Source organism: Rheinheimera nanhaiensis E407-8 (genome assembly GCF_000296695.1).
Classification (GTDB): domain Bacteria; phylum Pseudomonadota; class Gammaproteobacteria; order Enterobacterales; family Alteromonadaceae; genus Alishewanella; species Alishewanella nanhaiensis.
Genome location: NZ_BAFK01000002.1, coordinates 200,835 through 227,359, shown reverse-complemented (window position 1 = coordinate 227,359; position 26,525 = coordinate 200,835). Strand labels below are relative to the sequence as shown.

The 26,525-nt window shown below is 52.2% G+C and carries 18 protein-coding genes and 1 tRNA gene; 10 read left to right on the top strand and 9 right to left on the bottom strand.

The features are described from left to right. Positions 1-212: 212 nt before the first annotated feature. Positions 213-2,318, top strand: a complete 2,106-nt coding sequence (gene fusA / locus RNAN_RS02605; protein WP_439645774.1) for an elongation factor G — start codon at positions 213-215, stop codon at positions 2,316-2,318. A 120-nt stretch (positions 2,319-2,438) separates the two neighbouring features. Here fusA and RNAN_RS02600 read toward each other — a convergent pair whose 3' ends face one another. The 6 genes from RNAN_RS02600 to RNAN_RS02575 form a co-directional block, all read right to left on the bottom strand. Next, positions 2,439-4,232, bottom strand: a complete 1,794-nt coding sequence (locus RNAN_RS02600; RefSeq protein ID WP_008218492.1) for a M14 family metallopeptidase — start codon at positions 4,230-4,232, stop codon at positions 2,439-2,441. Beyond that, positions 4,229-7,291 carry an efflux RND transporter permease subunit gene (locus RNAN_RS02595; RefSeq protein ID WP_008218490.1) on the bottom strand — a complete coding sequence of 1,021 codons (3,063 nt, stop codon included), beginning with the start codon at positions 7,289-7,291 and terminating at the stop codon, positions 4,229-4,231. Before RNAN_RS02595 ends, RNAN_RS02600 begins: the two co-directional genes overlap by 4 nt. A gap of 2 nt (positions 7,292-7,293) precedes the next feature. Continuing rightward, a complete protein-coding gene (locus RNAN_RS02590; protein WP_008218489.1) occupies positions 7,294-8,385 on the bottom strand; it encodes an efflux RND transporter periplasmic adaptor subunit in 1,092 nt (363 codons plus the stop codon). Positions 8,386-8,555: 170 nt separating this feature from the next. Then, a complete protein-coding gene (locus RNAN_RS02585; RefSeq protein ID WP_008218485.1) occupies positions 8,556-9,341 on the bottom strand; it encodes a putative porin in 786 nt (261 codons plus the stop codon). 156 nt (positions 9,342-9,497) lie between these two features. Next, a complete protein-coding gene (gene uvrB, locus RNAN_RS02580; RefSeq protein ID WP_008218482.1) occupies positions 9,498-11,495 on the bottom strand; it encodes an excinuclease ABC subunit UvrB in 1,998 nt (665 codons plus the stop codon). Then, on the bottom strand, positions 11,492-12,841 hold the full coding sequence (locus tag RNAN_RS02575) for an MATE family efflux transporter (RefSeq protein WP_008218480.1): 1,350 nt from the start codon (positions 12,839-12,841) through the stop codon (positions 11,492-11,494). The genes uvrB and RNAN_RS02575 overlap by 4 nt, the downstream gene beginning before the upstream one ends. Before the next feature lie 573 nt (positions 12,842-13,414). On the opposite strand from RNAN_RS02575, the gene RNAN_RS02570 reads away from it, so the two are divergent. From RNAN_RS02570 to nth, 9 genes are all read left to right on the top strand, one after another. After that, a tRNA-Asn gene (locus RNAN_RS02570) sits at positions 13,415-13,491 on the top strand. A gap of 144 nt (positions 13,492-13,635) precedes the next feature. Next, positions 13,636-15,561, top strand: a complete 1,926-nt coding sequence (locus RNAN_RS02565) for an EAL domain-containing protein (protein WP_008218476.1) — start codon at positions 13,636-13,638, stop codon at positions 15,559-15,561. Between the two features lie 139 nt (positions 15,562-15,700). Further along, entirely contained in the window at positions 15,701-16,285 is a 585-nt protein-coding gene (gene rsxA, locus RNAN_RS02560; protein WP_008218474.1) for an electron transport complex subunit RsxA, read from the top strand. Next, a complete protein-coding gene (gene rsxB, locus RNAN_RS02555) occupies positions 16,282-16,833 on the top strand; it encodes an electron transport complex subunit RsxB (protein WP_008218472.1) in 552 nt (183 codons plus the stop codon). Before rsxA ends, rsxB begins: the two co-directional genes overlap by 4 nt. A gap of 2 nt (positions 16,834-16,835) precedes the next feature. Beyond that, the gene (gene rsxC / locus RNAN_RS02550) at positions 16,836-18,977 is read left to right on the top strand and encodes an electron transport complex subunit RsxC (RefSeq protein WP_008218469.1); all 2,142 of its coding nucleotides are present in this window, start codon (positions 16,836-16,838) and stop codon (positions 18,975-18,977) included. Beyond that, positions 18,974-20,038, top strand: coding sequence for an electron transport complex subunit RsxD (gene rsxD, locus RNAN_RS02545; RefSeq protein ID WP_008218467.1), 1,065 nt, complete (start codon positions 18,974-18,976; stop codon positions 20,036-20,038). Before rsxC ends, rsxD begins: the two co-directional genes overlap by 4 nt. Beyond that, a complete protein-coding gene (rsxG, locus tag RNAN_RS02540) occupies positions 20,038-20,667 on the top strand; it encodes an electron transport complex subunit RsxG (protein ID WP_008218465.1) in 630 nt (209 codons plus the stop codon). Before rsxD ends, rsxG begins: the two co-directional genes overlap by 1 nt. Positions 20,668-20,676: 9 nt before the next feature. Beyond that, entirely contained in the window at positions 20,677-21,372 is a 696-nt protein-coding gene (locus RNAN_RS02535; protein ID WP_008218463.1) for an electron transport complex subunit E, read from the top strand. Between the two features lie 5 nt (positions 21,373-21,377). After that, a complete protein-coding gene (nth, locus tag RNAN_RS02530) occupies positions 21,378-22,013 on the top strand; it encodes an endonuclease III (protein WP_008218461.1) in 636 nt (211 codons plus the stop codon). A 21-nt stretch (positions 22,014-22,034) separates the two neighbouring features. On the opposite strand, the gene RNAN_RS02525 is transcribed toward nth, so the two are convergent. Genes RNAN_RS02525 through RNAN_RS02515 form a run of 3 tightly spaced genes read right to left on the bottom strand, consistent with a single transcriptional unit; the run spans position 22,035 to position 26,473 of the window. Continuing rightward, on the bottom strand, positions 22,035-22,826 hold the full coding sequence (locus RNAN_RS02525) for a LytR/AlgR family response regulator transcription factor (RefSeq protein WP_008218459.1): 792 nt from the start codon (positions 22,824-22,826) through the stop codon (positions 22,035-22,037). After that, positions 22,823-23,884 (bottom strand): sensor histidine kinase, encoded by a 1,062-nt coding sequence (locus tag RNAN_RS02520; RefSeq protein ID WP_008218458.1) that lies wholly within the window; start codon positions 23,882-23,884, stop codon positions 22,823-22,825. Before RNAN_RS02520 ends, RNAN_RS02525 begins: the two co-directional genes overlap by 4 nt. 60 nt (positions 23,885-23,944) lie before the next feature. Next, complete coding sequence (locus RNAN_RS02515) at positions 23,945-26,473, bottom strand: glycoside hydrolase family 3 protein (RefSeq protein WP_008218455.1); 2,529 nt, start codon at positions 26,471-26,473, stop codon at positions 23,945-23,947. Between the last annotated feature and the right edge of the window lie 52 nt (positions 26,474-26,525).

The following is a 26,525-nucleotide window of genomic DNA, read 5'->3' as shown; positions in this document are numbered from 1 at the left end:
CTGTGCTATTTAACCGCGTACAGTGACTTGCCCCAGAAGCGGATACCGGGCGTAAGCGGCTAAAACCGCGGTAAATAAAGTGGCCGGCGGCAACTGTACGTGTGCTTTGACAGCAAGGATAAAAAATTAGCCCGCAACAAGATTTTTTTTCCTGCAAAACGTTTTGAAATCCTGTATATTACCGCACTATTTTCAAACCCTAGCTTATAGAGATGACTATGTCAGCAGATTTATCCTTATACAGAAACATTGGTATCTTCGCCCACGTTGATGCCGGCAAAACCACTACTACCGAGCGTATCCTGAAACTGACCGGTAAGATCCATAAGTTAGGTGAAGTTCACGAAGGTGAATCGACTACCGACTTTATGGAGCAGGAAGCCGAGCGTGGTATTACTATCCAGTCAGCCGCGGTTAGCTGCTTCTGGAAAGGCCACCGTTTCAACGTTATCGATACCCCGGGTCACGTTGACTTTACGGTAGAAGTATACCGTTCGCTGAAAGTTCTGGACGGCGGTATCGGCGTATTCTGTGGCTCTGGCGGTGTTGAACCTCAGTCAGAAACTAACTGGCGTTATGCCAACGACGCTGAAGTATCACGTCTGATCTTCGTTAACAAGTTAGACCGTATCGGTGCTGACTTTATCCGCGTTACCGAGCAGGTGAAAAAAGTGCTGGGTGCAAACCCGCTGATCATGACATTACCAATCGGCCGTGAAGATACCTTTAAAGGCGTGGTTGACCTGTTAACCAAGCAAGCTTACGTGTGGGACGAGTCTGGCCAGCCAGAAAACTACACCGTAACTGACGTACCAGCTGATATGGCTGATGACGTTGAAATGTACCGTCAGCAGCTGATCGAGACTGCGGTTGAGCAGGACGATGACCTGTTAATGGCGTACATGGAAGGCGAAGAGCCGTCAATTGAAGACATTAAGCGTTGTATCCGTAAAGGCTGCCGTGACCTGGCGTTCTTCCCAACTTACTGTGGTTCTGCCTTTAAAAACAAAGGTATGCAGTTACTGTTAGACGCTGTTGTTGATTACCTGCCGTCACCAACTGAAGTTATTCCTCAGCCACTGACTGACGAAGAAGGTAACGAGACTGGCCAGCACGCTATCGTATCGCCAGACGAGCCGTTCCGCGCTTTAGCGTTCAAAATCATGGATGACCGTTTCGGCGCCCTGACCTTTATCCGTATTTACTCTGGTGTACTTAACAAGGGTGACACCATCCTGAACTCTTACACCGGTAAAACTGAACGTGTTGGCCGTATGGTTGAAATGCACGCAAACGACCGTACCGACCTGACCACAGCACAAGCCGGTGACATCATCGCGCTGGTAGGTCTGAAAAACAACACCCAGACTGGCCATACCCTGTGTGACCCTAAATCGCCTTGTACCCTTGAGCCAATGGTATTCCCAGAGCCGGTAATTTCTATCTCTGTAACGCCAAAAGACAAAGGCTCTGTAGAGAAGATGGGTATTGCTATCGGTAAGATGGTGGCTGAAGATCCAACGTTCCGTGTTGAAACTGACCCAGATTCAGGTGAAACCATCCTTAAAGGTATGGGTGAATTACACCTGGATATCAAAGTAGACATCTTAAAGCGTACTTATGGCGTTGAGTTAGTGGTTGGTCAGCCTCAGGTTGCTTACCGCGAAACTATTACCCGTGAAATCGAAGACAGCTACACGCACAAGAAGCAGTCTGGTGGTTCTGGTCAGTACGGTAAAATTGACTACCGCATTCGTCCGGGCGAGCAGAACTCAGGCTTCAAGTTCACTTCTACAGTAGTTGGTGGTAGCGTTCCGAAAGAATTCTTCCCGGCGATTGAAAAAGGCTTCGAGTCTATGATGTCAACCGGTCCTCTGGCTGGCTTCCCGGTACTGGACGTTGAAGTTGAACTGTTCGACGGTGGTTTCCACGCTGTTGACTCATCAGCTATCGCGTTCGAAATCGCAGCTAAAGGTGCATTCCGTCAATCTATGCCTAAAGCTGGCCCACAGCTGTTAGAGCCAATCATGAAAGTTGACGTGTTCACTCCAGAAGATCACGTAGGTGACGTTATCGGTGACTTAAACCGTCGTCGTGGCATGATCTCTGGTCAGGAAGCGGGTGTAACAGGCGTACGTATTAAAGGCGACGTACCACTGTCTGAGATGTTCGGTTACATCTCAACCCTGCGTACTATGACGTCAGGCCGTGGTCAGTTCTCTATGGAGTTCTCGCACTACTCACCGTGCCCGACTAACGTCGCGGACGCGGTAATCGCCAAAGAGAAAGAAAAGAAAGCCGCTGCTGCTAAAAACTAAGCTGTAGCGCTTTGATAAAAGCCCCGCCGGTTTTCACCGCGGGGCTTTTTTATTGCCGGCATAGCGTAATTATCAGCAGCGATGGCAAGGAAGTCATAATAACAGCGCTTGCCTGCAGCTTTAGCGCTCAATCAGTACCGGGTATTTCAGGTATTGCTGATCGTAAAATGGCATCTGGCGGTAAAACCAGTTATAGCGCGCACGCGGGTTGTTTCTCAGCTGCTCATCTGCTGCCAGCGCCTTGTCAAACTGTTGCTTTAACGCCGGCTGCTGTGCCAGCATACGGGCAATTAATGGCTCTATGGCATAGGGCTCAAAATACTCGGTGCGCTCAAACATCCCCGGGAAAAAGCCCCAGCTAAAGAATGAGTCGGGCGCGCTGGGCTCCAGCAGTGCCACCGCTAAGCGGCCCAGCGGCTGATCGGTACTTACCCGCACCCAACCGGCAGTTAAATTGCGCTGCACACTGTGCTCACTAAAGCGGGCCTCACTTAGCATAAAACGGCTTTCAAACGGTTTATCAGCAAAGCGATAGTCTTCTACGCTCAGCTGCTGCAGCTTGAGCTTTTTCGCCTGTGTCAGCGTGGTCATTTCAACTCCGTGCAGCGCCAGGCGGGCAATAACCTGCTGCTGCTCAGGTGGGATCCAATAAGCCGCCGGGATTTGCACAGTAATATCCGCCACTTTATCCCAGTACACTGGCAACTGCTGGTACAGCACCGGCTTGCCGGTCCAGGCAACATAGGGCGCACCACTGATGTCAGACTGGCGCTGCTCGAAGCTGATGCCTTTAAAGTCGATAAAATCGGCTTGTTCACTGGCTTTGTAGCTAAGCACCAGCTGTTGTGGCCTGGCCTGTAAATCGGCCTGGCGTGCCAGCATCAGCGCTTTGCCCTGCTCGTTTAACAACTTAAGGCTTCGTTCAAGTAACACATAAGTGCCCAGTACGCGCTGCCGGTAAGGCTTTAAGCTGTGGTTCTCTACCAGCACCGTGGGTAAATGGCGTACATCACCATAGCCGTTGGAAAAGCGCGGGCTGGCAGTCCAGCCACTAATGCCTTTGCTAAAGTCATTGCTGTCGACCCCAAATACCAGCGGCCCCGGTATATGGCCGGCCTGGGTCAGCGCTGCGTTGACCGCCGGGCGATACACCTTTGCCAGCCAGCTGGCGGCATTTACACTGACCGCAGCAAAGGGCTCGTTAAAGCCGTAGGTAATGTCGTACTGATAATCTTCGCCGTCGGTAACATGCACATCTATATACAAATCGGGCTGATATTGCTTAAGCACGCCCAATAGCGCCTGCATCTCCGGCGCATCGGCTTTGGCATAATCGCGATTCAGGTTCAGGTTTTGTGCGGTGGCGCGCCAGCCTTGCTGCAAGGGGCCGCGCTGGTTCATCCGGTTATACAGCGAGCGCCGTTCATGGCCGTCGGGCGATAACACCGGAATAAACACCAGATCGGCGCTCTCCAACAGCGCCGCTTTGCCGCCGTGGGCAATATCGCGCAGCAGCATTAGCCCGGCATCTTTACCATCAATTTCACCACTGTGAATACCGGCCTGCACTAACAACAATGGCCGGTTGGGGTTATTGGCAATTTTATGCAGCACCTTGCTGGCCTTCACCAGATACAGCGGCCGCCCCTGCGGGCTTTGGCCAAATTGCTCCAGTTGCAGTAAATCTGAGCTGTCTACCAGCTTGGTTAAATAGGCCAGCGTGGCAGCATAATCCGGGCTATCGGTCAGGCCAGTCAGCTCTGCCGGGGTTACCCAGGCATCGCCCTGCTGTTTTAACAGTTGCTCACTTGCGCCCTGCCAGGCGGGTAATGGCGGTAACCAGTCATCGGCGGCCCGGCCCTGGCCAGAGGCGGCCAGACAGAGCGCCAGCATTGACGGAGCGAAAAGCTTCATGGTGTTTCCTGTGGCGTTTTAATATTAAACATACTGCAATACAGCACCGGTAAAAACACCAGTGTCAGCACAGTGGCAAAACCCAAACCAAACATAATCACCACCGCCAGGCTGGCAAAAAACACATCACCCAGCAGCGGCAACATGCCTAAAATGGTGGTAATGGCAGCCATCGACACCGGCCGCACCCGGCTGACAGCACTGTCAAACACAGCGTTAAACGCCGCTTTGCCCTCGCTAAGTTCCAGCTTGATTTGCTCAACCAGCACAATACAGTTTTTAATCAGCATGCCGGATAAACTTAAAAAGCCCAGCAGCGCGATAAAACCAAAGGGCGCGCCCAGCAGCAACAGGCCAAAGCTGACACCAATAATGGCCAGCGGCACACAAGCCCAAATTACTAAAGCGCTGCGCAGTGAGTTAAACAGCAGCACCGTGATAATAAACATCATCAGATAGCCCAGCGGCAGCGAGCTAAACAGCGCGGTTTGCGCTTTTTGCTGTGCTTCATACTCCCCGCCCCAACTGAGGAAATAGCCGGTTGGCAGCGCTATGGCTTCAATATCGGCTTTTACCCTGGCCAGTAAGGCAGAGGCGGTATCATCAGTTAAATTGTCATGCTCGGCCATCACGGTAATGGTGCGTTTGCGGTCACGGCGCTGAATTTGTGCATCTTCCCATACCAGATCAAAACCGGTAACCACCTGGGTTATCGGCACATAACGCTGCAGTTTATTGCTGTACACCTGTAAATCGTACAAAGCATCGAGGTTGTCACGCTCAGACAGTGGCGAGCGGGCAACGATTGGCAGTAAATGGGTGCCGTCGCGGTAAATACCGACGGTACGGCCCGACATGCTGCTGAGCAGCACTTCGTCGATATCCTGCTTACTGATACCGGCGCGGCGCGCCATCGCTTCGTTAAAACGCGGCCTAATCACTTTGGTGCGCTCCCGCCAGTTGTCCCGCACGCTGACCGCACGGCCATCGGCCAGCAAAATGGCTTTCGCTTGCTCGGCCAGTGCGCGCAGCACGTCAGGGTCGGCGCCACTGAAGCGGGCCTCAATTTTGGCCGGCGTTGATGGCCCCACTTCTAAGCGCAGCAGTTTATACTGCAGCCGTGGCAACTGCTCAGTAATGTAGCGCCGGGTTTGTTGCATCAGCGCCGGCAACTGCTCTAACTGCTCAGCACGGACAATAAGCTGGCTGTAGGCGGCGAAGTTTTTCTCCGGCTGATAGGTCAGCATAAAGCGCTCAGCGCCGCGGCCACTGGTACTGGTCACATGGCTGACACCGTCAAGCGTCTGCAGATAACGCATCAGCGCCAGCGCATCCTCTGCCGAGTGGCGGATATCGCTCCCTTCAGGCTGCCACAAGTCAACCAGAAAAATCGGCGTGTTCGACGGCGGAAAAAACACCTGCTTCACCTTACCAAAACCCACTACCGCCAGCACCAACAGTACCAGCGTCAGCGTATAGGTTAGCGCACGTTGGCGCAGCGCCAGCCACAGCAACTTGCGGTACAGGGTAAAAATAATGCCCTGGTACAGCTGCGCAGGCTCGCCCTGCTCTGCCGGCGTATCTTTAAATAGCAAACTGGCAAAAAACGGTGTCAGCGTAATGGCCGTTACCCAACTTAGCAGTAAGGATACCAGCAGCACCCAAAACAAGCTGCCGGCAAACTCACCGGTGGCATCACTGGATAAGCCAATAGGCGCAAAAGCCGCTATGGCTATTACCGTTGCGCCCAAAAGCGGCCATTGGGTTTGCCTGACAATTAAACTGGCTGCATCGGCCAGTTTAAGCCGGCGCTGCATACCTATTAAAATACCTTCGGTAATAACAATGGCGTTATCCACCAGCATGCCCAGCGCAATAATCAGCGCGCCCAGTGATACGCGCTGCAGCTCAATCTGCATTTGCTGCATAAAAATAAAGCTGCCCAGCACGGTTAACAGCAAAATAAGGCCAATTAAGATGCCGCTGCGCAGCCCCATAAACACCAGCAGCACCAGTATGACTATGGCCACCGCAGCGGCCAGATTGACAATAAAGCCGGTAACCGAATTGGCCACCTCGTCGGGCTGGTTGTAAATAGTATGTAGCGTGATACCGACCGGCCGGTTGTACTCCAGCTGTGCTAAACGCTGCTTAATTTGTGCGCCGGCATCGACCACGTTAACGCCGGCAGAAAACGACACCCCCAGCGTAAGAGCATTCTGGCCAGCAAAACGAATAAGTTGGGCCGGGACTTCGGCATTTTCGCGGTATACCCGCGCCACATCGCCTAAATAAATCAGCTCTTTTGAATCCGGGCTGGAGATAATCAGGTTTTCCAGCTCTTTTACCGATTCAAACTCACCGGTGGGGTAAATACGCAGCCGATCCGGCCCTACCTTAATCGAGCCGGCATTGGCCACCATATTCTGACTTTGCAGCAGTGCCGATAAGGTTTGCGGCGCTATACCCAGCGCGGTCAGCCTGGGCCGGGAAATTTCGACAATAACCTGCTCCTGCTGTACACCGGATACCGCCACCTTACCTACGCTTGGCACCAACACCAGCTCGCGGCGCAGAAAATCGACATAGTCCCGAAGCTCATCATCGCTGTAGCCGTCACCGGTCACCGCATATAAAATGCCGTATACATCGCCAAAATCATCTTTTACCTGCGGTACCTGCACACCCGGTGGCAGTTGTGGCTGCAAATCATTTACTTTATGGCGCAGCTCATCCCAAATTTGCTTTAACTCTTTGGCGCGGTAAGTGTCTTTCATCTCGACCATTAATTGCGACAAACCGGCAGTCGAGACAGAAGTGACATGATTCACGTAAGGCAATTGCTGAATGGCATTTTCCAGCGGGTAAGTCACTTCTTCTTCAACCTGTGTCGGTGATGCCCCCGGGTACTGGGTGATGATAAGCGCCTGTTTTAGCGTAAATTGCGGATCTTCCAGCCGCCCCAAGCCCAGATAAGAGACGATGCCGCCAAACAACAAAATGGCGGCAAACAACCAGGACGAGGTGCGGTACTTAATAAAATAACGGGCGATATCCATGCTTACAGCCCCCGCTCACGCACCCAGGGCCGCACGCGCTGGCCTTCCGTTAAATGCTGCACCCCGGCACTGACCACCTGCTCGCCTTCCGTTAAGCCGGCGGTCACAGCCGCGCCGGCACTGCTTAAGCTTTTTACTGTTATGGCTCTTTTAGTCACCATGCCGCTGTCTGGCTGATATACCCAGACATAGCTTTGCTGCTGCTCCAGGGCGATATCGGCCGGCATAAAAATGGCGCTGGCCGGAATATAAAGTGCATCGGTAAACACCGCGCTGATTTTACTGACCTCGGCAATCACATTGGCCGTCATGCCCGATAACACGTTAAATTCAGCCGGTGTTGGCATACTAAATACCACTTTAAAACTGTTAGTGGCCGGATCGGCCTGGGTATCCCACTCACGAATCCGGGCGCGGTAACGCAGCTCCGGGTGCGAGTCAAACACCACTTCGGGCTGATAATCAAAGTCTTTACGCACATTGGAGATCACATCTTCCGGCACCTGAATGATCACATCAACCTGATCGCGCACCTGTAGCTCCATAATCGGCTGCTGGGCAGCGACGTTTTCGTGGTTTTCGACCAGCAGACGGGAAATATTACCGGCAAAGGGTGCTTCCAGCCGGGTATAACTAAGTGCCGTTTCAGCGGTAGATAAATCCGCCTGCGCCACCTGCAGCTGCGCTTTGGCTTCATCAAACACGGCTTGCGATACCAGCTTTTGCGCAATAAGCTGCTCAGCGCGGGTAAACTGGGTTTGTGCCAGTTCAAAACGGGCTTTGGCCTGATCAAGCTTTAAGGCAAAATCGGTGTCATCCAGCCGGGCTAACAATTCACCCTTTACTACCATTTGGCCGGGCCGGGCTACCAGCTGTACCAATTTACCACTGACGCGAAACGTCAGGCTGGCACGCTCAGTGGGCGCCACCACGGCCGGAAACTGGCGCACAGCGCCTTGCGCCTCACGGCTTACCTGATGCAGTTTTACCGGCTGCACCTGCTCAGCCACCGGCTCTGGTGCAGGTTTTGAGCAACTGGTTAACACTATGGCAGCAAGGCTGACACTAAGAATTACGGGCAAGGGTCGACGCATAAGTATCATCCTGAAACATGAAGAAAATAAAGGTGCCGTTCAAGCTTAGCCAAGTCTGACCAGCGCGCCTTATTTAACCGCAAAAAAGCCTTGCTTAACAGCATGTTTTTTTCGCCATGATGAAAAAACCCGCCACAATGGGCGGGTTTTTGGTACCAATAAATCACGGCTTAGAAACGGTAGCTGATACCTAACTGATAAAGATCGTCCTGCGTAAAGATATCATCAAAAGTGACGGCTGCGTTAAGCGCCAGATTAGCTTGCAGGTACCAGCTGCCACGTAAGGTAAAGCTGTCTTCTTCAGCGTTAACCAGATCGTCCGATAACCAGTCATACACTAAACCTACAGCGATGTTACGGCCAAAGTAATAATCGGCTGCCACGCTGTATTCCGAGTTATCGTTTTGTTTGAGATCCATAAAGCTGGCTTCAATATTGATAAAGTTGCCGTTTTCCAGCGCCAGCAGTTTTTTCGTGCTGATACCGTACTCGGTATAACTGCCCTGTCCTTCGTCATCAATATGACGGCCATCCAGTTTTACCAGCCAGTCGCTGGCCACAAAGTAACCTAAGCTGATATCAAGTTGCCGATCATCAGTGCCGTTAAACTCGGTCAGGGCGGCGGCAGCATAAAAATTGTGCGCCTTGTCCTGATATACACCGCCTAGTTGCCAGTTACTGAAGCTGAATTCAGCCATACCTGGCAAGTCAAACTGGGCATAGTCATAGCCGGCATACACACTGGCATTACGGCTGATAAAGGCGGCTTCGGCATAAGGAACAGTGCCGCTGCGCACTGGCGTTAAATAAAACTGATGACGCAGTGACCAGTTTTGTACCTCACCGGTTGCCACATCACCCCAGCCAAAGCTGGCGTCTGATTGATGCTGATAACTATTGGCCAGTGCAGAGGCAGAAAAAACGGCGATAACAGACGCTAACATTGTAGTTTTCATAACTGTCCTTAAAAAAGTAAAACCCAAGGGCATTTGGGGCTGACACAGCCCGCGCGCATACTAACAGTTATTGCTGAACAATCAATGAACCCAGCACCTTATTAGCCAGTTGTTTTGTAACCACTTTATACTGTGATAACCCCGGCCTGCGCCTGGCTAAATTTCCAACAGCGCCTGCTTTAATAACTGCACCTGATCGCGCAGTTTTGCCGCCTGTTCAAATTCCAATTCACGGGCATGCTGCAGCATTTTTTGCTCCAGCTGTTTAATTTCAGCCTCAACCTGATAGGGTGTTTTACCCTTTATCAGCCGTATTTTTTCGGCCACCTGCGGCAGCGCTGTTTTGGCATCCTGGCCTAAGTCCATCACATCGGCAATTTTGCGTTTAATCGCTTGCGGCGCTATGCCATGCAGCTGATTAAACTGCAGCTGTTTGGCGCGGCGGCGCTCGGTTTCATCTATTGCACGCTGCATAGAGCCGGTAATACGATCGGCATATAAAATGGCCCGGCCCTGTAAGTTACGCGCCGCCCGGCCTATGGTTTGAATAAGTGAGCGCTCAGAGCGCAAAAAGCCTTCTTTATCGGCGTCTAAAATCGCGACCAGCGACACTTCGGGTATATCTAAGCCTTCACGCAGCAGGTTAATGCCTACCAATACATCAAATACGCCCAGGCGTAAGTCGCGGATAATCTCCATCCGCTCGACGGTATCAATATCTGAGTGCAGATAGCGCACCTTAACACCGTGCTCGTTTAGATATTCGGTTAAATCTTCTGCCATCTTCTTGGTTAGCGTGGTCACCAGCACCCGCTCCTGGCGCTCTGCCCGGATAAAGGCTTCGGACAATAAGTCATCCACCTGGGTGGCCACCGGGCGGATCTCAATTTGCGGGTCAACCAAACCGGTGGGCCGTACCACCTGCTCAACTACTTCGCCAGCTGAATGCTCAAGCTCATAGGCGGCTGGCGTGGCCGACACATAAATGCGCTGTGGCGCTATGGCTTCAAACTCGTCAAACTTTAATGGCCGGTTATCCAGCGCCGAGGGCAGACGAAAACCATAATTAACCAGGTTTTCTTTCCGCGAGCGGTCGCCTTTATACATGGCGCCGATTTGTGAAATGGTCACATGCGACTCGTCAATAAACATCAGGCCATCCGCCGGGAAATAGTCCAGCAAGGTCGGTGGCGGCTCGCCGTTGGCCCGGCCCGACAGATAGCGCGAGTAGTTTTCAATACCTGAGCAGTACCCCAGCTCAATCATCATCTCGATATCAAACAAGGTACGTTGACTCAGCCGCTGCTCTTCTACCAGTTTGTTGTGCGCCATAAGCTCGTCGCGGCGCTGCTTGAGCTCAACTTTTATTTCATCAACCGCCGCCAGAATTTTCTCGCGCGGCGTGACATAGTGGGTTTTCGGATAGACCGTATAGCGGGTTACCACCTTTTCGACCGCACCGGTTAAGGGGTCAAACAAGCTGATCCGCTCAATTTCTTCATCAAACAGCTCAATGCGCACGGCAATGTCGTCCGACTCGGCCGGGAAAATATCAATCACATCGCCCCGCACCCGGTAAGTGGCACGGGCAAAGTCGATGTCGTTACGGCTGTATTGCAGCTCGGCCAGCCGGCGCAAAATAAAACGCTGATCGACGATATCGCCCACTTTTAAATGCAGCAGCATTTTCATGTAAGACTCAGGATCGCCCAAACCGTAGATAGCCGATACCGATGCAATAATCACCACATCGCGCCGCTCCATCAGCGCTTTGGTGGCCGACAGACGCATCTGCTCGATATGCTCATTAATAGAGGCATCTTTCTCAATAAAGGTATCAGTGGAAGGCACATAGGCTTCTGGCTGGTAGTAATCGTAATAAGAAACGAAGTATTCCACCGCGTTATGCGGGAAGAACTCTTTCATTTCGCCATACAGCTGTGCCGCCAGGGTTTTATTGTGCGCCATAATCAGCGTCGGCCGGTTCACCCTGGCAATAACATTAGCCATGGTAAAGGTTTTGCCTGAGCCGGTAACGCCCAGCAGGGTCTGATGCGCCAGTCCGGCTTCAAGCCCGTCAACCAGTTTATCAATGGCCTGCGGCTGATCGCCGGCCGGCTGATAACTGGAGCATAATTCAAAGTCGCGGCTCATTGGCTACTCTCCTGTAAGGTACGTGTCACGGCCCTGTTAAACCAGCCCCAGGCCAAGGCGGCAGTGCAGATATTGGCGATCACACAGCCGATAAACAACCCGGTGACACCATAAAGCTTACCGCCAAGCCAGGCCAGTGGCACGTAAAACACAAATAAGCGCACTATGCTAAGCAGCAGTGCACTGCCTGGTTGGTGCAGCGCATTAAAAGACGAATTAGTGAGAATAATAATGCCCTGCAGGCCATACGCCAGCGGCACTATCCACAAAAATTGACAGATAACACGCACCACTTCAGCCTCATCGCTGAATAAACGCGCCAGCGGTATGGCAACTAATGCCAGCAACAAATAGATACCAAACTGCCATAACATGACAAAGCGGCCACAAAGCCGGTAGGCCTGTTGCACCCGGTGCAAAAGACCAGCACCAAAGTTCTGGCTGACAAAAGGTGGCAGCGTCATTGATAACGCCAGCACCACCAGACACGCCATGCTCTCCAGCCTGATACCCACGCCAAAAGCTGCCACTGCCGCATCGCCATAACCGGCAATAATGGCTGTCAGCACCGCCATCGCCAGCGGCGTGAGCATATTGGCGCCGGCGGCCGGCAAACCTATGCGCAGGATTTTACGGCAAATGCCTATAAGCATTACCGGCATAATCCAATGCGTTGCAATAAGATCGCGTTTTAGCAGCAGGGCGATAATCATCACAGAACCAAACACCCACGACAGCACGGTGGCAATAGCGGCGCCTTGCATACCCAGTGCGGGCACCGGGCCCAGGCCGAAAATTAACAGAGGGTCAAGCACCGCATTCACCAGGCCGGAGCCGGCCATAATCAGACTGGGCGTTTTGGTATCGCCGGCGGCGCGCAGCACCGCATTGCCCACCATAGGCACTACCAGTAGCACTGCGCCAGCAAACCAGATATCCATATATTGGCGGATAAACACCAACACGTCGTCACCGGCCCCCAGGGCACTAAACAACGGCTGGGTAAAGACATAACCAACTAAGGCCAATAGCGCAACCATGGCAGCGGCCAGCCACAGTGCTACCTGGCCATCGGTGCGCGCTTCCGTTAAGCGCCCGGCCCCGAGCGCCTTAGCAATCACCGCTGAGGTGCCAATACTTAAGCCAATGGCCAGGCTTATCAGGGTAAACGACACCGGAAAGGTAAAGCTGATAGCGGCCAGCTCTACTGTGCCCAGCATACTGATAAAAAAGGTATCCACCAGGTTAAAGCTCATCAGCGTGATCATACCGACCAGCATTGGCAGGGTCATCGCCACTAACGTGGGCTGGATCGGATTTTGCGTCAGTGAATTGGCAGAGGTCATAACTACAGCACGGTTGAGGTGTCGGCCTATTGTAAAGAAAAGCCGGCGTGGGCACTACGCCTATTTAGCCGCTTCGCCGCGTATAGCGGGTATTGCATCCTGATACGGCTTTAGCTGGCGAAACAGTTCACAATTCCGCCTTGCTTAAGCTGTGCCAATTTTTTTATCGCGTAACGAAAGTAAGCTGCCAGCACAAAAAGCGTAAAGCATTGTTTTATAACAGATTAAATTTTCGTCGCAAGTTGCTTGACCTACGATAAAGCTAAGGCGCATGCTGCTTTGCCGCAGTAACACCCTGCCCATCCACAGACTTACCCACAGTTTCTGTGGGTAAGTCGCTGCAACAGGCGCCGGCTATAGCCACAGCAAGATAAGGGGGTTGTTGCAATTTTATCGCCGGTGCAAGCAGCGCTATTTTAAGCGGGCAACAGCGGTTTTTATGCCGAATCAAGGCCCTGACACAACGGCTTTGCTCAAACAATACGCAAGTGGTCAGCAATAGCAAAAATCCCGCAGCCAAAGTGTTGACAGTGGGTATAGCTGGCATTAGTATTGCGCCCCGTTGAATACTATTCCCTAGTAGCTCAGTTGGTTAGAGCGGCGGACTGTTAATCCGTAGGTCACTGGTTCGAGTCCAGTCTGGGGAGCCACACTCACCCGCGTTTTTCCGTCAGTCTGTCGTTATTGCTATATTTCTCAGTATTTTTTTGATTTAATTAGCTTTCTATTGCGTATAGCTAAACTATATTAAGCGTTAAGACAAGGAAACTGGTTATGTCTGGTGGTCAAAGCTTATGAGAATATTACGTACTCTGCTTATCAGCCAATTATTATCTGCAGTCATACTGTCACTGGCAGCACTGGCGGTATTGGTTATTTACACTCAGCAACAACTTGAGGCCGACGAGAAATCAGCCAGGATGGCGATTGAGCAAATCCTCGAGCATCATATTACCGGTGACGGTAAGGTGCTGAGCAGACAGCTGGACCGCAGTTTCCGGCTGAAAAGTTTAAGAATAAGCCAGCTGGATAACACCATGCTGCATGAGCAAAACATCAATGGCGATAAAACGCCGGTGGCTACCTTGCTGTTGGAGCTGTTTGGCACACAGTTTAAAAACCAGTCGATACGCAATGAACAACATAATGTACAAGTAAGCTATCAGCTCGATTTCAGCGCCCGCCTGGCACAGTTTCAGTTGATGGTGTTGGTATTATTCCTGTTACCTTTTTTAATTGGCTGGCTACCGGTGCTGCTAAGCAAAAGCAGCATTACCCGCAGCTACCGGCGCACCACAGCGGCCGTTAACGAATTAATCGACCGCTTTATTAAAGATCCGCAAAAAGCCGAACCCGATTGGCAGAAAATTCCACCGGAATTTTCTGATATCAATACAGCCTTACAAAAACTGGCCAATTACACCCGCAGCCAGTACAACGAAATGGCCTCCAATGCACATCAGATAGCCGAAGAGGCGTATAAAGATCCGGTAACACAGCTGCCCAACCGTAATCGCTTTGTGCAGTTTTATGAAGAAAATATCCGCCAGAATGACAACAACGAGTTCGGTGTATTTGCCATTACCCGCTGCACAGAGTTGCAAAGCCTGAACCAAACCCGTGGTTATCAGGAAGGCGATAACTATGTACGCGAAGTGGCAGATCTGATTAAAAAACTCAGTGGCACCTACAAAGATCACAAAATATACCGCTTAAACAGTTCGGATTTTGGTATTTTACTGCCACGGGTAACGCCGAAAGAGGCGGAAAACTTCGCGCTGCAACTGCAAAGCCGGCTCAATGAATACCAAAAAATGGCCGAGCTAGACTCTGTTGCCTATACCGGCCTGGTGACCTATGAATCAGGCAAGGCGCTCGGTGAGCTGCTGGCAGTGGCCGACACCTCAATCAGCCTGGCACAGACCAAACAGCCCAATGCCTGGCATTTACAAAAAGAATCGGCTGGCCTGGAAATGGCCAGCGGTGGTTATGGCAACCAAAACTGGCGCAATGTGATTGACGATGTGCTGACCAATCATCGCATCAGTTTACTGGCACAGCTTATTCAGCCATCCAACCGCTCGGCAAAAGCCTATTCCGAAATTCTGGTGCGCTTTAAAACGCAGGAAGGCCAGATTCTGCCCACCGCCTCGTTTTTGGCCATGGCCGAGAAGCTTGACCGCATAGTGGCGGTAGACCGTTTAATTATCGAAACCGCGCTGGTAACGATAAAAAACAAAAACCTGCAGGATCAGTATTTTGGCTTAAACCTGTCGGCGCGTTGCGTGCATGACGATCAGTTTATTATCTGGCTGGAGCGGCGTTTATTAAAAGATGCGCACATCGCCGCCAAACTGGTGTTTGAAGTGACTGAATTTGGCCTGCAGCAAAACTTAAAAACCAGCAAACGCTTTATTGATATGGTACACCGTGCCGGTGCCCGGGTGACAGTGGAAAAATTCGGTGTCGGTATTACCTCATTTAAGTTTTTCCGTGATTTAAAGCCCGACTACGTCAAGATGGACGGCAGCTACACCCGCCATATTAACGAAGATAAAAATAATCAGTACTTTATGCGCTTAATGATTGACCTGGCGCACCGCATCGGTGTGGGCGTGTTCGCCGAAAGCGTGGAAACGCAGGAAGAGAAGCATATGCTGGAGTCACTGTTTATCGACGGCAACCAGGGCTATTACGTTGGCAAACCGGCGCCACTGTAAAGGGTATAGCCAAGCTAACATCTGAACAGGCAACAGGGGCGCTATCAAGCGCCCTGCCTTAATACCCCTAAGCTTTATCCGGTTGTGTCTACAGCAGCTTAATTGCATAATATGGCCCTCATTTTTCCCGGGCGTAATGATGACTGAATTTCTCCTGTTGTTAATCAGTACTGTGCTGGTAAATAACTTTGTACTGGTAAAGTTTCTCGGGTTATGCCCCTTTATGGGCGTGTCAGGCAAGCTGGAAACAGCAATTGGCATGTCACTGGCCACCACCTTTGTGCTGACACTGGCATCGCTGTGCAGTTATCTGGTGAATCACTATTTACTGGCCCCGCTTGACCTGTTGTACCTGCAAACACTGGCCTTTATTCTGGTGATTGCAGTGGTAGTGCAATTTACCGAAATGGTCGTGCATAAAACCAGCCCTACACTGTATCGCTTGCTGGGCATTTTTTTACCACTGATTACCACCAACTGCGCCGTGTTAGGTGTGGCGCTGCTTAATGTGAATGCGCGCCACAACTTTATCAACTCGGTAGTGTATGGCTTCGGTGCTGCGGTGGGTTTCTCGTTAGTGCTTATTTTGTTTGCTGCCATGCGTGAGCGTTTGGCGGCAGCTGATGTGCCGGTGCCGTTTAAAGGCGCGGCCATTGGTATGATTACAGCCGGCTTAATGTCGCTGGCCTTTATGGGCTTTACAGGTTTGGTAAAAATCGGATGACCCTCGTTACTGCCTTAATTGCGGTTGGCACCCTGGCCCTGGTATTTGGGGCGGTATTGGGCTATGCCGCTATCCGGTTTAAAGTGGAAGCCGACCCGCTGGTTGAGCAAATCGATGATATTTTGCCGCAAACCCAATGCGGCCAGTGCGGCTATCCGGGGTGTCGTCCTTACGCCGAGGCTATTGCCAACGGTGATGACATCAATAAGTGCCCACCCGGCGGTGAAGCGACGATCCGCAAACTGGCTGATTTAATGGGGGTTGAAGCCAAGCCACTGAACGAAGCGCAAACGGAGAGCGTAAAACGGGTTGCCTACATTCGTGAAGATGAGTGTATTGGCTGTACCAAATGTATTCAGGCCTGCCCGGTCGATGCCATCGTCGGCGCCTCTAAATTAATGCATACCGTGCTGGTAGATGAATGTACCGGCTGCGATCTCTGTGTCGAGCCCTGCCCGGTAGATTGTATTGATATGGTCCCGCTGACAGTAACGCCCGAGCGCTGGAAGTGGGATTTAGCCAGCATACCGGTAAAGATGGTAGATTAAGCATGCCAAGTTTATTTCAGCAAATTCAAGCCGGTAAAGTGTGGGACTTCCATGGTGGTATTCATCCGCCAACACGCAAACAGCAAACCAGCCAAAAACCGGTCGCGGTGATGCCCCTGCCTGACCGGCTTTATATCCCGCTGCGCCAACACATAGGTGTGGCCGGCCAACTGCTGGTTAAAGCAGGCGAGACGGTACTAAAAGGCCAGCCACTGACGCTGGCCGATAACTCTATGGCAGTACCGGTACATGCGCCCACCTCAGGCACGGTGCTGGCGATTACGCCGCATACCGGTGCTCACCCTTCTGCTTTACCTGAGCTTACGCTGGTACTGGCGCCTGATGGCAAAGAGCAATGGCGTGAGCGCGAGCCCCTTACCCTGGCCAGTTGCGATAATATGACACTGCTAAACCGTATTCAGGAAAGTGGCATAGCCGGCATGGGGGGCGCAGGCTTTCCAACCCATTTAAAAACCGGTGTTAATCAGCCAGTCGATTACTTAATTATCAATGCGGTTGAGTGCGAGCCGTACATTACCGCTGACGATCTGCTGATGCAGGAGGCGGCTACCACTATTGTCAAAGGCATTGATATTCTCTGCCAGCTGTTAAACCCCAAAGCGGTGCTGATTGGCATAGAAGATGACAAGCCTATTGCCGCCGCGGCTATGATGGCTGCCTGCAGCCAACGTGAACACTATTATGTGCGTACCGTGCCTACCAAGTACCCGTCGGGTGGTGAAAAACAGCTTATTCAGCTTTTGACCAATAAAGAAGTGCCCAATGGCCGCCGTCCGGTTGATATTGGCATCGTGATGCAAAATGTCGGGACCGCCTTTGCTATCGCCCAGGCGGTGCTGGACGATCATCCGCTGCTGTCGCGCATTGTCACCGTGGCCGGTGACACCTTAAGCCAGCCGCAGAATGTGCTCACGCTTATCGGCACGCCGGTGTCCAGCCTGCTGAATTTTTGCGGCTTTCAAAGCGAGCCGAAACAAAGGGTGATTATGGGCGGCCCGATGATGGGCTTTACCCTGGCGGACCTAAGCGTGCCGGTGGTAAAAACCACTAACTGTATTTTAGCGCCCACCGCAGAGGAGCTGCCGGCCGCCAGCAACGAAATGGACTGTATCCGCTGCAGCAGCTGCGCGGATGCCTGCCCGGCCAGTTTATTGCCACAGCAGCTATTGTGGTACAGCAAAGCCAAAGACAGCGAAAAACTGGCCGAGTATAACCTGGCCGACTGCATTGAATGTGGCGCCTGTGCTTATGTTTGCCCGAGCGAAATCCCCCTGGTGCAATACTACCGGGTAGCCAAAGCAGAGCTACGCGAACAGCAGCGTGAAGCACTTAAGGCTGAACAGGCCAAAGCCCGCTTTGAAGCGCGAAACGCCAGGCTGGAGCGGGAAAAACAAGAGCGCGCCGAACGCAACCAACAACTGGCCGCCGCGCGGCAACAACAGCAATTGGCCAGTGGTGCCAATAATGCAGTGGCCGATGCCTTAGCGCGCATTAAAGCCAAACAGGCGCAAGCCAGTGCTGACACGGCCAATACAGCGACTGAAACGGCCAGCGCAGCGACACAAAGCAGCGCTGATAAAACGGCCATCCTGGCCGAGCGCGAGCGCAAAAAGCAGCAGGCACGTGAATATCAGCAGCAAAAAGCCGCTGCTATAGCTGCGGAAATGAAGGCCGACGAAAACGCAGCGACTGACGCCAGTACAGACCAAATAGCAACGCCAAGTGATAGCGCCGCTGCAGATAACAGCAATAGCACAGCCGATAACAAGGCAGCAGCTGTTGCTGCCGCCATTGCCCGGGCCAGAGCGAAAAAAGCCGCAGAGACGGCACCGAATACCGCAGCGCCAGTGCAAACCGATGCCGAAGCCAGCACCGAAGCCAAAACTGAAACCGACAACGACGCTGATCCGCGTAAAGCTGCGGTAGCGGCCGCACTGGCCCGCGCTAAAGCGAAAAAGGCTGCCGAGACAATGCAAAGTACAGCACCGGCAGAAACAGCGGCTGCAGCCTTAACTGCGGCCGATAGCGAGGCCGGTAACGGCGTCGATCCACGCAAAGCCGCCATTGCCGCTGCCATAGCACGTGCAAAAGCAAAAAAACAAGCCGATAGTGAGAACTCATGAGTTTTAAAATCGCCAGCTCACCACACCAGCACAACCAGCTTAGCACAGCGCAGATCATGCGCCTGGTTGCCTTTGCCTGTTTGCCGGGTATTGCCGTGCAAGCGGTGCTGTTTGGTTATGGCGTAATTATTCAGTTGCTACTGGCCATTGTGACGGCCTGGTGCAGTGAAGCCCTGGTGCTTAAACTGCGTAACAAACCCATATTACCGCGGCTTAAAGACAACAGTGCCCTGCTCACTGCCGTGCTGCTGGCCATTGCCATACCGCCCTATGCGCCCTGGTGGATCATTGTGATCGGTACCGCCTTTGCCATTATTATGGTGAAGCAGTTATACGGCGGCCTGGGCAACAACCTGTTTAATCCGGCCATGGCCGCTTATGTGCTGCTACTTATCTCTTTTCCGCTACAGATGACGCAGTGGCTGCCGCCCTTGTCACTGCAAAGTGTCAGTTTAACGCCGGCAGATGCCGTGTGTGCGGTGTTCAGCCAATATAGCTGCAGCGGCTTTAGCCTGACGCAATTGCAAAGCAGTATTGATGGCATCACGATGGCCACGCCGCTGGATACGCTGCGTACTGATTTAAGCCGTGGCCTCACGCTGGATGAAAGCCTGACCAAGCCGGTGTTTTTTGCCTTTGCCGGCGCAGGCTGGCTCTGGGTTAATCTGGCTTATCTGCTGGGGGGCTTATTACTTATCCAGCAAAAAATTATCAGCTGGCGTATCCCGGTGGCGGTGCTGGCCAGCCTGTTTGTGCTATCCAGCATCGCCAGTTTAGCGGCACCCGACACTATGGCCGGTCCGCTGTTTCATCTGTTCAGCGGCGGCACTATGCTGGCAGCTTTTTTTATCGCCACCGATCCGGTGTCGGCCTCGACCACTAACCGCGGCCGGTTAATTTACGGTGCTTTAATCGGTGTGCTGGTGTTTTTAATCCGTAATTTTGGCGGCTACCCGGACGCCTACGCCTTTGCCGTGTTACTGGCCAATATGGCGGTGCCGCTGATTGATTATTACACCCGGCCGCGCACTTATGGCCATCGCACCCGGAGTGAACGTTAATGATCCGCGCTATCAGTAAAAATGCCCTGGCGCTTGGCGCAGCAGCAGCGCTTTGTGTAGCGGTGCTGGGGTTAGTAAACCAGCTTACCCACGAGCGCATCGCGCAGCAGCGTCTGAGCAGCAAGCTGGCCATCTTATCTGAGGTATTACCCGGTAGTGACGCCAGCGCTACCCTGCTGGCCGACTGCGTGCTGGTGCGAGACGCTGAGCTTTTGGGGCGCGACAGCGCACAGGCGATATACCGCTGGCGGCCACAAGATACGCTGAGCGCCTATATTATTGAAACCACCGCGCCCGATGGCTACAGTGGCAATATCGATTTGTTAGTTGCAGTAACGCCCGATGGCACTGTGTTAGGTAGCCGGGTGCTGGAGCACAAAGAAACCCCTGGCCTTGGTGATAAAATTGAGCTGCGCCGCTCTGAGTGGATATTAAGTTTTGCGCAGCAGCAGGTTACAGAAGAGAACAGCGCCAAGTGGGCGGTGCGCAAAGACGGCGGCCAGTTTGACCAGTTTACCGGCGCCACCATTACGCCCCGGGCCGTGGTAACTGCTGTGCGTAAGGCCGCACTCTATATTCAGCAGCATCCTGAACTTGCGGCATTAAGTGCGAACTGCCCGGCACAATAAGGTAATCCTATGAGCCAGTTTAAAGAGTTAACCCTGCAGGGGTTATGGAAAAACAACCCAGGTTTGGTGCAGCTGCTGGGGTTATGCCCGCTGCTGGCGGTAACCGCCACCGTCACCAATGCGCTGGGGCTGGGTTTGGCAACCTTGCTGGTGCTATTAGGCTCCAATGTGGCGGTATCCCTGGTGCGTAACCATGTTGCCAATGAAATTCGTATCCCGGTATTTGTGCTGATTATTGCCAGCCTGGTCACCGTAGTGCAGCTGTTAATGAACGCTTACACCTATGACTTGTATTTGTCTCTGGGCATCTTTATTCCGCTTATCGTCACCAACTGCGCCATTATTGGCCGTGCCGAAGCCTTTGCCTCGAAAAACGCTGTGCTGCCTTCTGCCATTGATGCCATTATGATGGGCCTGGGCTTTATGCTGGTGTTGCTGGTACTGGGCGCCATGCGTGAAATACTCGGCCAGGGTACCTTATTTGACGGTGCCGATTTACTACTGGGCGACTGGGCTAAGGTACTACGTATTGAACTGTTTCAGCTAGACAGCCAGTTTTTACTGGCGTTACTGCCACCAGGCGCTTTTTTGGGTATGGGGCTGTTAATCGCGCTGAAAAACAGCATAGATAACAAACTTAAGCAAAAAAAAGCTGTTGAAAAAGGCAGCATCGCCCGCGCCCGCGTTACCGGCGCGGCGCAGTAAAGAGTATGAATAAACAAAAACGTATTGAAATGCTAAGCCGGCTGCGCGCGGCTAACCCAGAGCCTACTACCGAGTTGGAGTACAGCTCACCGTTCGAGCTGTTAATCGCCGTGCTATTATCGGCCCAGGCCACCGATGTCGGCGTGAATAAGGCAACCAAACATTTGTTCCCGGTAGCGCGCACACCACAGGCGATGCTGGACTTAGGCGTTGATGGCGTGAAGCACTACATTAAAACCATCGGCCTGTTTAACACCAAAGCCGAAAACGTGATTAAAACCTGCCGCATTTTAGTCGAGCAGCACGGCGGAGAAGTGCCAGAAAATCGCGAAGCCTTAGAAGCCCTGCCCGGCGTGGGCCGTAAAACCGCGAATGTGGTACTCAACACCGCCTTTCGCTGGCCTACCATAGCGGTAGACACCCATATTTTCCGCGTATCTAACCGCACCAAGCTGGCGCCGGGTAAAAACGTCGATGAAGTCGAGCAAAAACTACTAAAAGTAGTACCCGCCGAGTTTAAACTCGACGTACACCACTGGCTTATCCTGCACGGCCGTTATACTTGTATGGCCCGTAAGCCGCGCTGTGGCAGCTGTATTATTGAAGATTTGTGTGAGTTTAGAGATAAAACTGAACATTAAACCCCGGACGTTTTAATGTTGTCAGGCGGACAAACTCTCTTTTAGCTGTTTGCTGTAAGTCCGGCTGACTTTTAGCGCTTTATTATTAACTAAGGTCAGCTTGTACTCTGAGTTAATCAAGGGTTCGAGCTTGGCAACATGCTGCAGGTTAACAATGGTTGACTTATGAATGCGGACAAAGCCGTCGGGTAGTACTTCGCTGATCAGGCTTTTCATTCTGGCGCGCATAACAAAGGTTTCGTTGCTGGTGTGCACACACATATAGTCACCGGCGGCGTCTATCCATAAAATGTCGCGGTACGGGATCAATTGCGCCGGATGGTGCCCGTCCTGGATCAACAGTTTTTCCTGTTCAATACGGTATGTGGCGGTGTCAGTTGGCGACGTGGCTGCAGCGTTTTGCACTATATCGGCCACTTCCAGCAGTTGCTGCTTGTTGGGCTGCGGCTCAGCCCTGGCCACGACTCTGGCTATCGCCTCGGCCAGCCGCTCTTTCTTTACTGGTTTCAGTAAATAATCCAGCGCCCTGACTTCAAAGGCTTTAACCGCATATTGATGAAAGGCGGTAACAAAGATGATGGCCGGACAGTTTTCCGGCTGCAATTGCTTGATTAATTCAAAGCCGGATTGGCCCGGCATCTCGATATCAAGAAAAATGAGATCTGGCTCGGTTTTACTGATCAGCGCCAGCGCATCGGCCACATTGCGGGCATAGCCTACCACCTTAATCTGCGGGAAAGCTTCAAGCCTAATCGCCAGCCCTTCAATAGCACTGTATTCATCATCTACCAGCAGCGTTTTTAGCTTGTTCATTGCCTGCTCCCGGCCAGTTCCAGCGGGATAGCAATATTCACTCTGGCGCCGCCATGTTCAGCATTGCCCAGGGTTAACTGGCTGGCGCCGGGATAAATCAGCTGCAGCCGCTCCTGACAATTTTTAATGCCGATGCCCAAAGCTGCCGGTGCGGCCGGGCTAAAGCCGGTACCACTATCGCTGACACTGATATACAGCTTACCGGCGGCTTGCGTGAAGCTGACGGTAATAATGATACTGCTGTTCTGATCCATGCCATGTTTTAACGCATTCTCCACCAGCGGTTGTAATAACAGCGATGGCATCAGCGCCGCCTGGCAGCACGGCTCAGCCGTGATGACTACTTTCAGCCCACTCTGAAAGCGGCACTGCTCTATATCAACATAGGTTTGCAGTATGGCAATTTCATCCTGCACGGTGATTTTTGCCAGCGGATCGGTATATAAACTGTAGCGCAAAAAATCACACAGCTTTTCCAGCATCGCTACCGCATTGGCGTTGTGCTGCTTCAGAATAAGTGTGCAAATGGCATTGATGCTGTTAAACATAAAATGCGGGTTTAACTGATAGCGCAGCATCTTCAGCTGCGACTCTTTTGCCAGGTGCAATGCCTCTGCCGCCTGATGGCGCTGCTCGGCGTTATCCAGATAGATTTTTATACCATAGTAACCGGCAGTCCAGGTAGCCAGCATGGTTAACGACGCCGAGGTCCAGGTACCAAAATCGAACCAGGTCATTGGCTGCCACCAGCTGCCATAAAACCACTGCAAGCTGTACCATTTAAACTGTGTCCATAGCAGTGACGCTGCCAGCAGACAGACGATATGCAAAGCAGCGCTGACCACAATCTGCCGCTGCCGGAACCCCGCATAGAGCTTTCTCAGCCACAGCGTAATAAAAAAGCCGCAACAGGTGTCGAGTACCAGATGGGGCAGATGAATAAGCCAGGGCTCCTGCCCCGGCATTTTAATCATCAGTTCGGTCAGTAAGGCGTATGCCAGCCAGCCACAGTACTGGCACAACCAAAACAACTGCCTTTTCGATTCGAGCTTTATCAATCAATAACCTTTAGCTTCAATAGCGGCCCAGCGGATTTGCTTGCCGGGCTCACTGCACAGCTAGGAGCCACACCCCAACACCAGCGTGGATGACGCCACGTTGTTAACCAGGGCGATATCAGCTACCGCCAGGCTGGATGGCTGTTTGGCCGTAAAGCGTACAGCCTCTTCTACTGACGGCATAGTGTCTGCCGCGTCGCAATGCAGTGGCAAGGCCAGGCTATGCCATTTGCCTGCAGGCAAGTGTTGTAGCAGCGGTTGCAACGATACGGTGCGCAGACAGCTTTGTTGATGGCACATAGCGGCCATGGTCATATCATTGATAGCAGTCTGGTCAAGCCGGATACTCAACTGTAAAAATTTGCTGCGCACCGCTTGCGTTAATAGCTGCGTCTCGGCGTAGACTAAACTGGCCGCGGCCCTGTTGTCAGCGTTTTGCCAGACAAATTTTCTGCCATCTTCCTGATAGGCCAAATTAACCGACTGCATAGTGATACTGTTACCATCGGCACTAACCGCTGACGGCGTATTAAACCGCTGTAACGGGGCGCTGCTATCTGATAGTGCCCACAACATGCCATCGGCTAAGTTTCTGACAAACAGCGGTGTTTGCTCTGCAGCATGTTCTACTTTCTGCGCTCTTGTAGCTTCAGATAAAGGCGCCAGCAGAACCTCGTCAGCATACGTCAGGCCATAGCCATAAGCAAACAACGGCTCGTACTGTGCCTGACCGACATTTAACCGGTACTGATCATCGTACTTTGGCCAGGAAAAGCTCAGTTTGCCATGAAAATCATACTGGATGTTGCCCGCGCTGTCGGTCAGCAGCACATCGGCGATGCCCTGCCCTTCTGAGCCGGGTAACCAGGCCGCAACGAAGGCATCAGATGCATTCAGCTCTTTATTAACCCACAGCGGCCGGCCACTTAGAAAAACCGTCACCACAGGAATATTCTGCTGTTTTAAGCGTTTAAGCAGCGCTAAATCGCGCTTGTTTCCGTGCTGGTATTCCAGTTGCTGAATATCACCAAACCATTCGGCATAAGGTTCTTCACCAATCACTACGATAGCGACATCGGGTTTACTGCGGTATTGTCCATCGATACTAAGTTCTACCGTACCGCCGGCCGCTGCAATTTGCTGACGTAAACCGGTATAAATCGATGTCGCATTGGGAAAATCAGCATTGGTATTATCAGTCCCCTGCCAGGATACGCTCCAGCCACCGGCCTGCTTGGCAATGTTATCTGCGCCATCACCGGCGATAAGCACTTTGCTTTTTGGCGACAGCGGCAGAATATTATTATTGTTTTTTAGCAGTACCAGCGATTTTCGCACCGCTTCTCTGGCCAAGTCACGGTGTTCAGGCGCATTAAACCACTCTGGCTTTAAAGATTCCGGCCGGGTTGAGGGTTTACCACGCGTAAACACGCCCCAGCGTAGTTTGGCACGTAGAAAGCGCCGCACCGCATCATCCAGCCGTGCCATCGGGATAACACCGTGTTTTACCTGCTGCAGGGTATTGTGGTAAAAGGCTTCAAAGTGCTCCGGCACCATCATCACATCAACACCGGCATTAAAGGCGGCGGCGCATTGCTCTAAATCACAACCATCAACAAACTTATGTGCATTCCAGTCACTGATGACAAAGCCATCAAAGCCCATTTGTTGTTTCAACACTTCGGTCAGCAGATAGTGATCGCCGTGCACCCGTTTACCGTTCCAGCTGTTAAAGGACGCCATCACCGACTGCACACCGGCCGCTATAGCAGTGTAATAGCCTGCGGCATGAATATCACGCAGCGCCCGTTCGCTCGTTACAGTATCACCACGGTCGATGCCGTTTTCGGTGCCGCCATCGCCAATAAAGTGTTTCGCTGTAGCAATACGCCGGTAATCAGTTAAAAAGGCCTCACTAATTTCGCCCTGTACACCGGTTACCAAAGGGCCGGCGTATGTGGCAACAATGTCCGGATCTTCAGCAAAGCTCTCATAAGTGCGGCCCCAGCGATCGTCCCGCACCACCGCTACTGTCGGCGCAAACATCCACTCGATACCGGTTGCCGCCACTTCTTTCGCTGTCGCCTGGCCTATTTTATGAATTAAATCCGCATCGCGCGCCGCGCCAAGGCCAATATTATGCGGGAACAAGGTCGCGCCATACACATTGCTGTGACCGTGCATCGCATCAGTACCCCAGATGGTGGGAATACTGCTGCCATCCTCGCTGCTATCGACGGATGCGGCATACATTTCATCAGCATATTGCAGCCAGGTTTTGGCATCAGCCTGCTTTTGGCCATAAGGCGCGGTGTTGCCGCCATTAAGGTAAGAGCCAAAACCATATTTGCGCATTTGCGCCACGCTTAAATAGCCAATCTCAGGCTGGATAATTTGCGCCACTTTCTGCTCAATGCTCATGCTGGCCAGCAACACATCCAGCTGTTGCTCTATCGCCGGATCGGGCTTTAGCGCAGTGTTCACTTTAGGCCAGCTGACGTTTTCGGCGGCAGTGTTAATACTGCAAACAAGCAGTGCTGAGCAAACACACAAGGTTTTAACAAGCATGGTATGTGAAACAAAAGACATAGTGAAATCCTATACGTCTGCAGTACAACTATGCCGCAATGGCAAAGCAGAT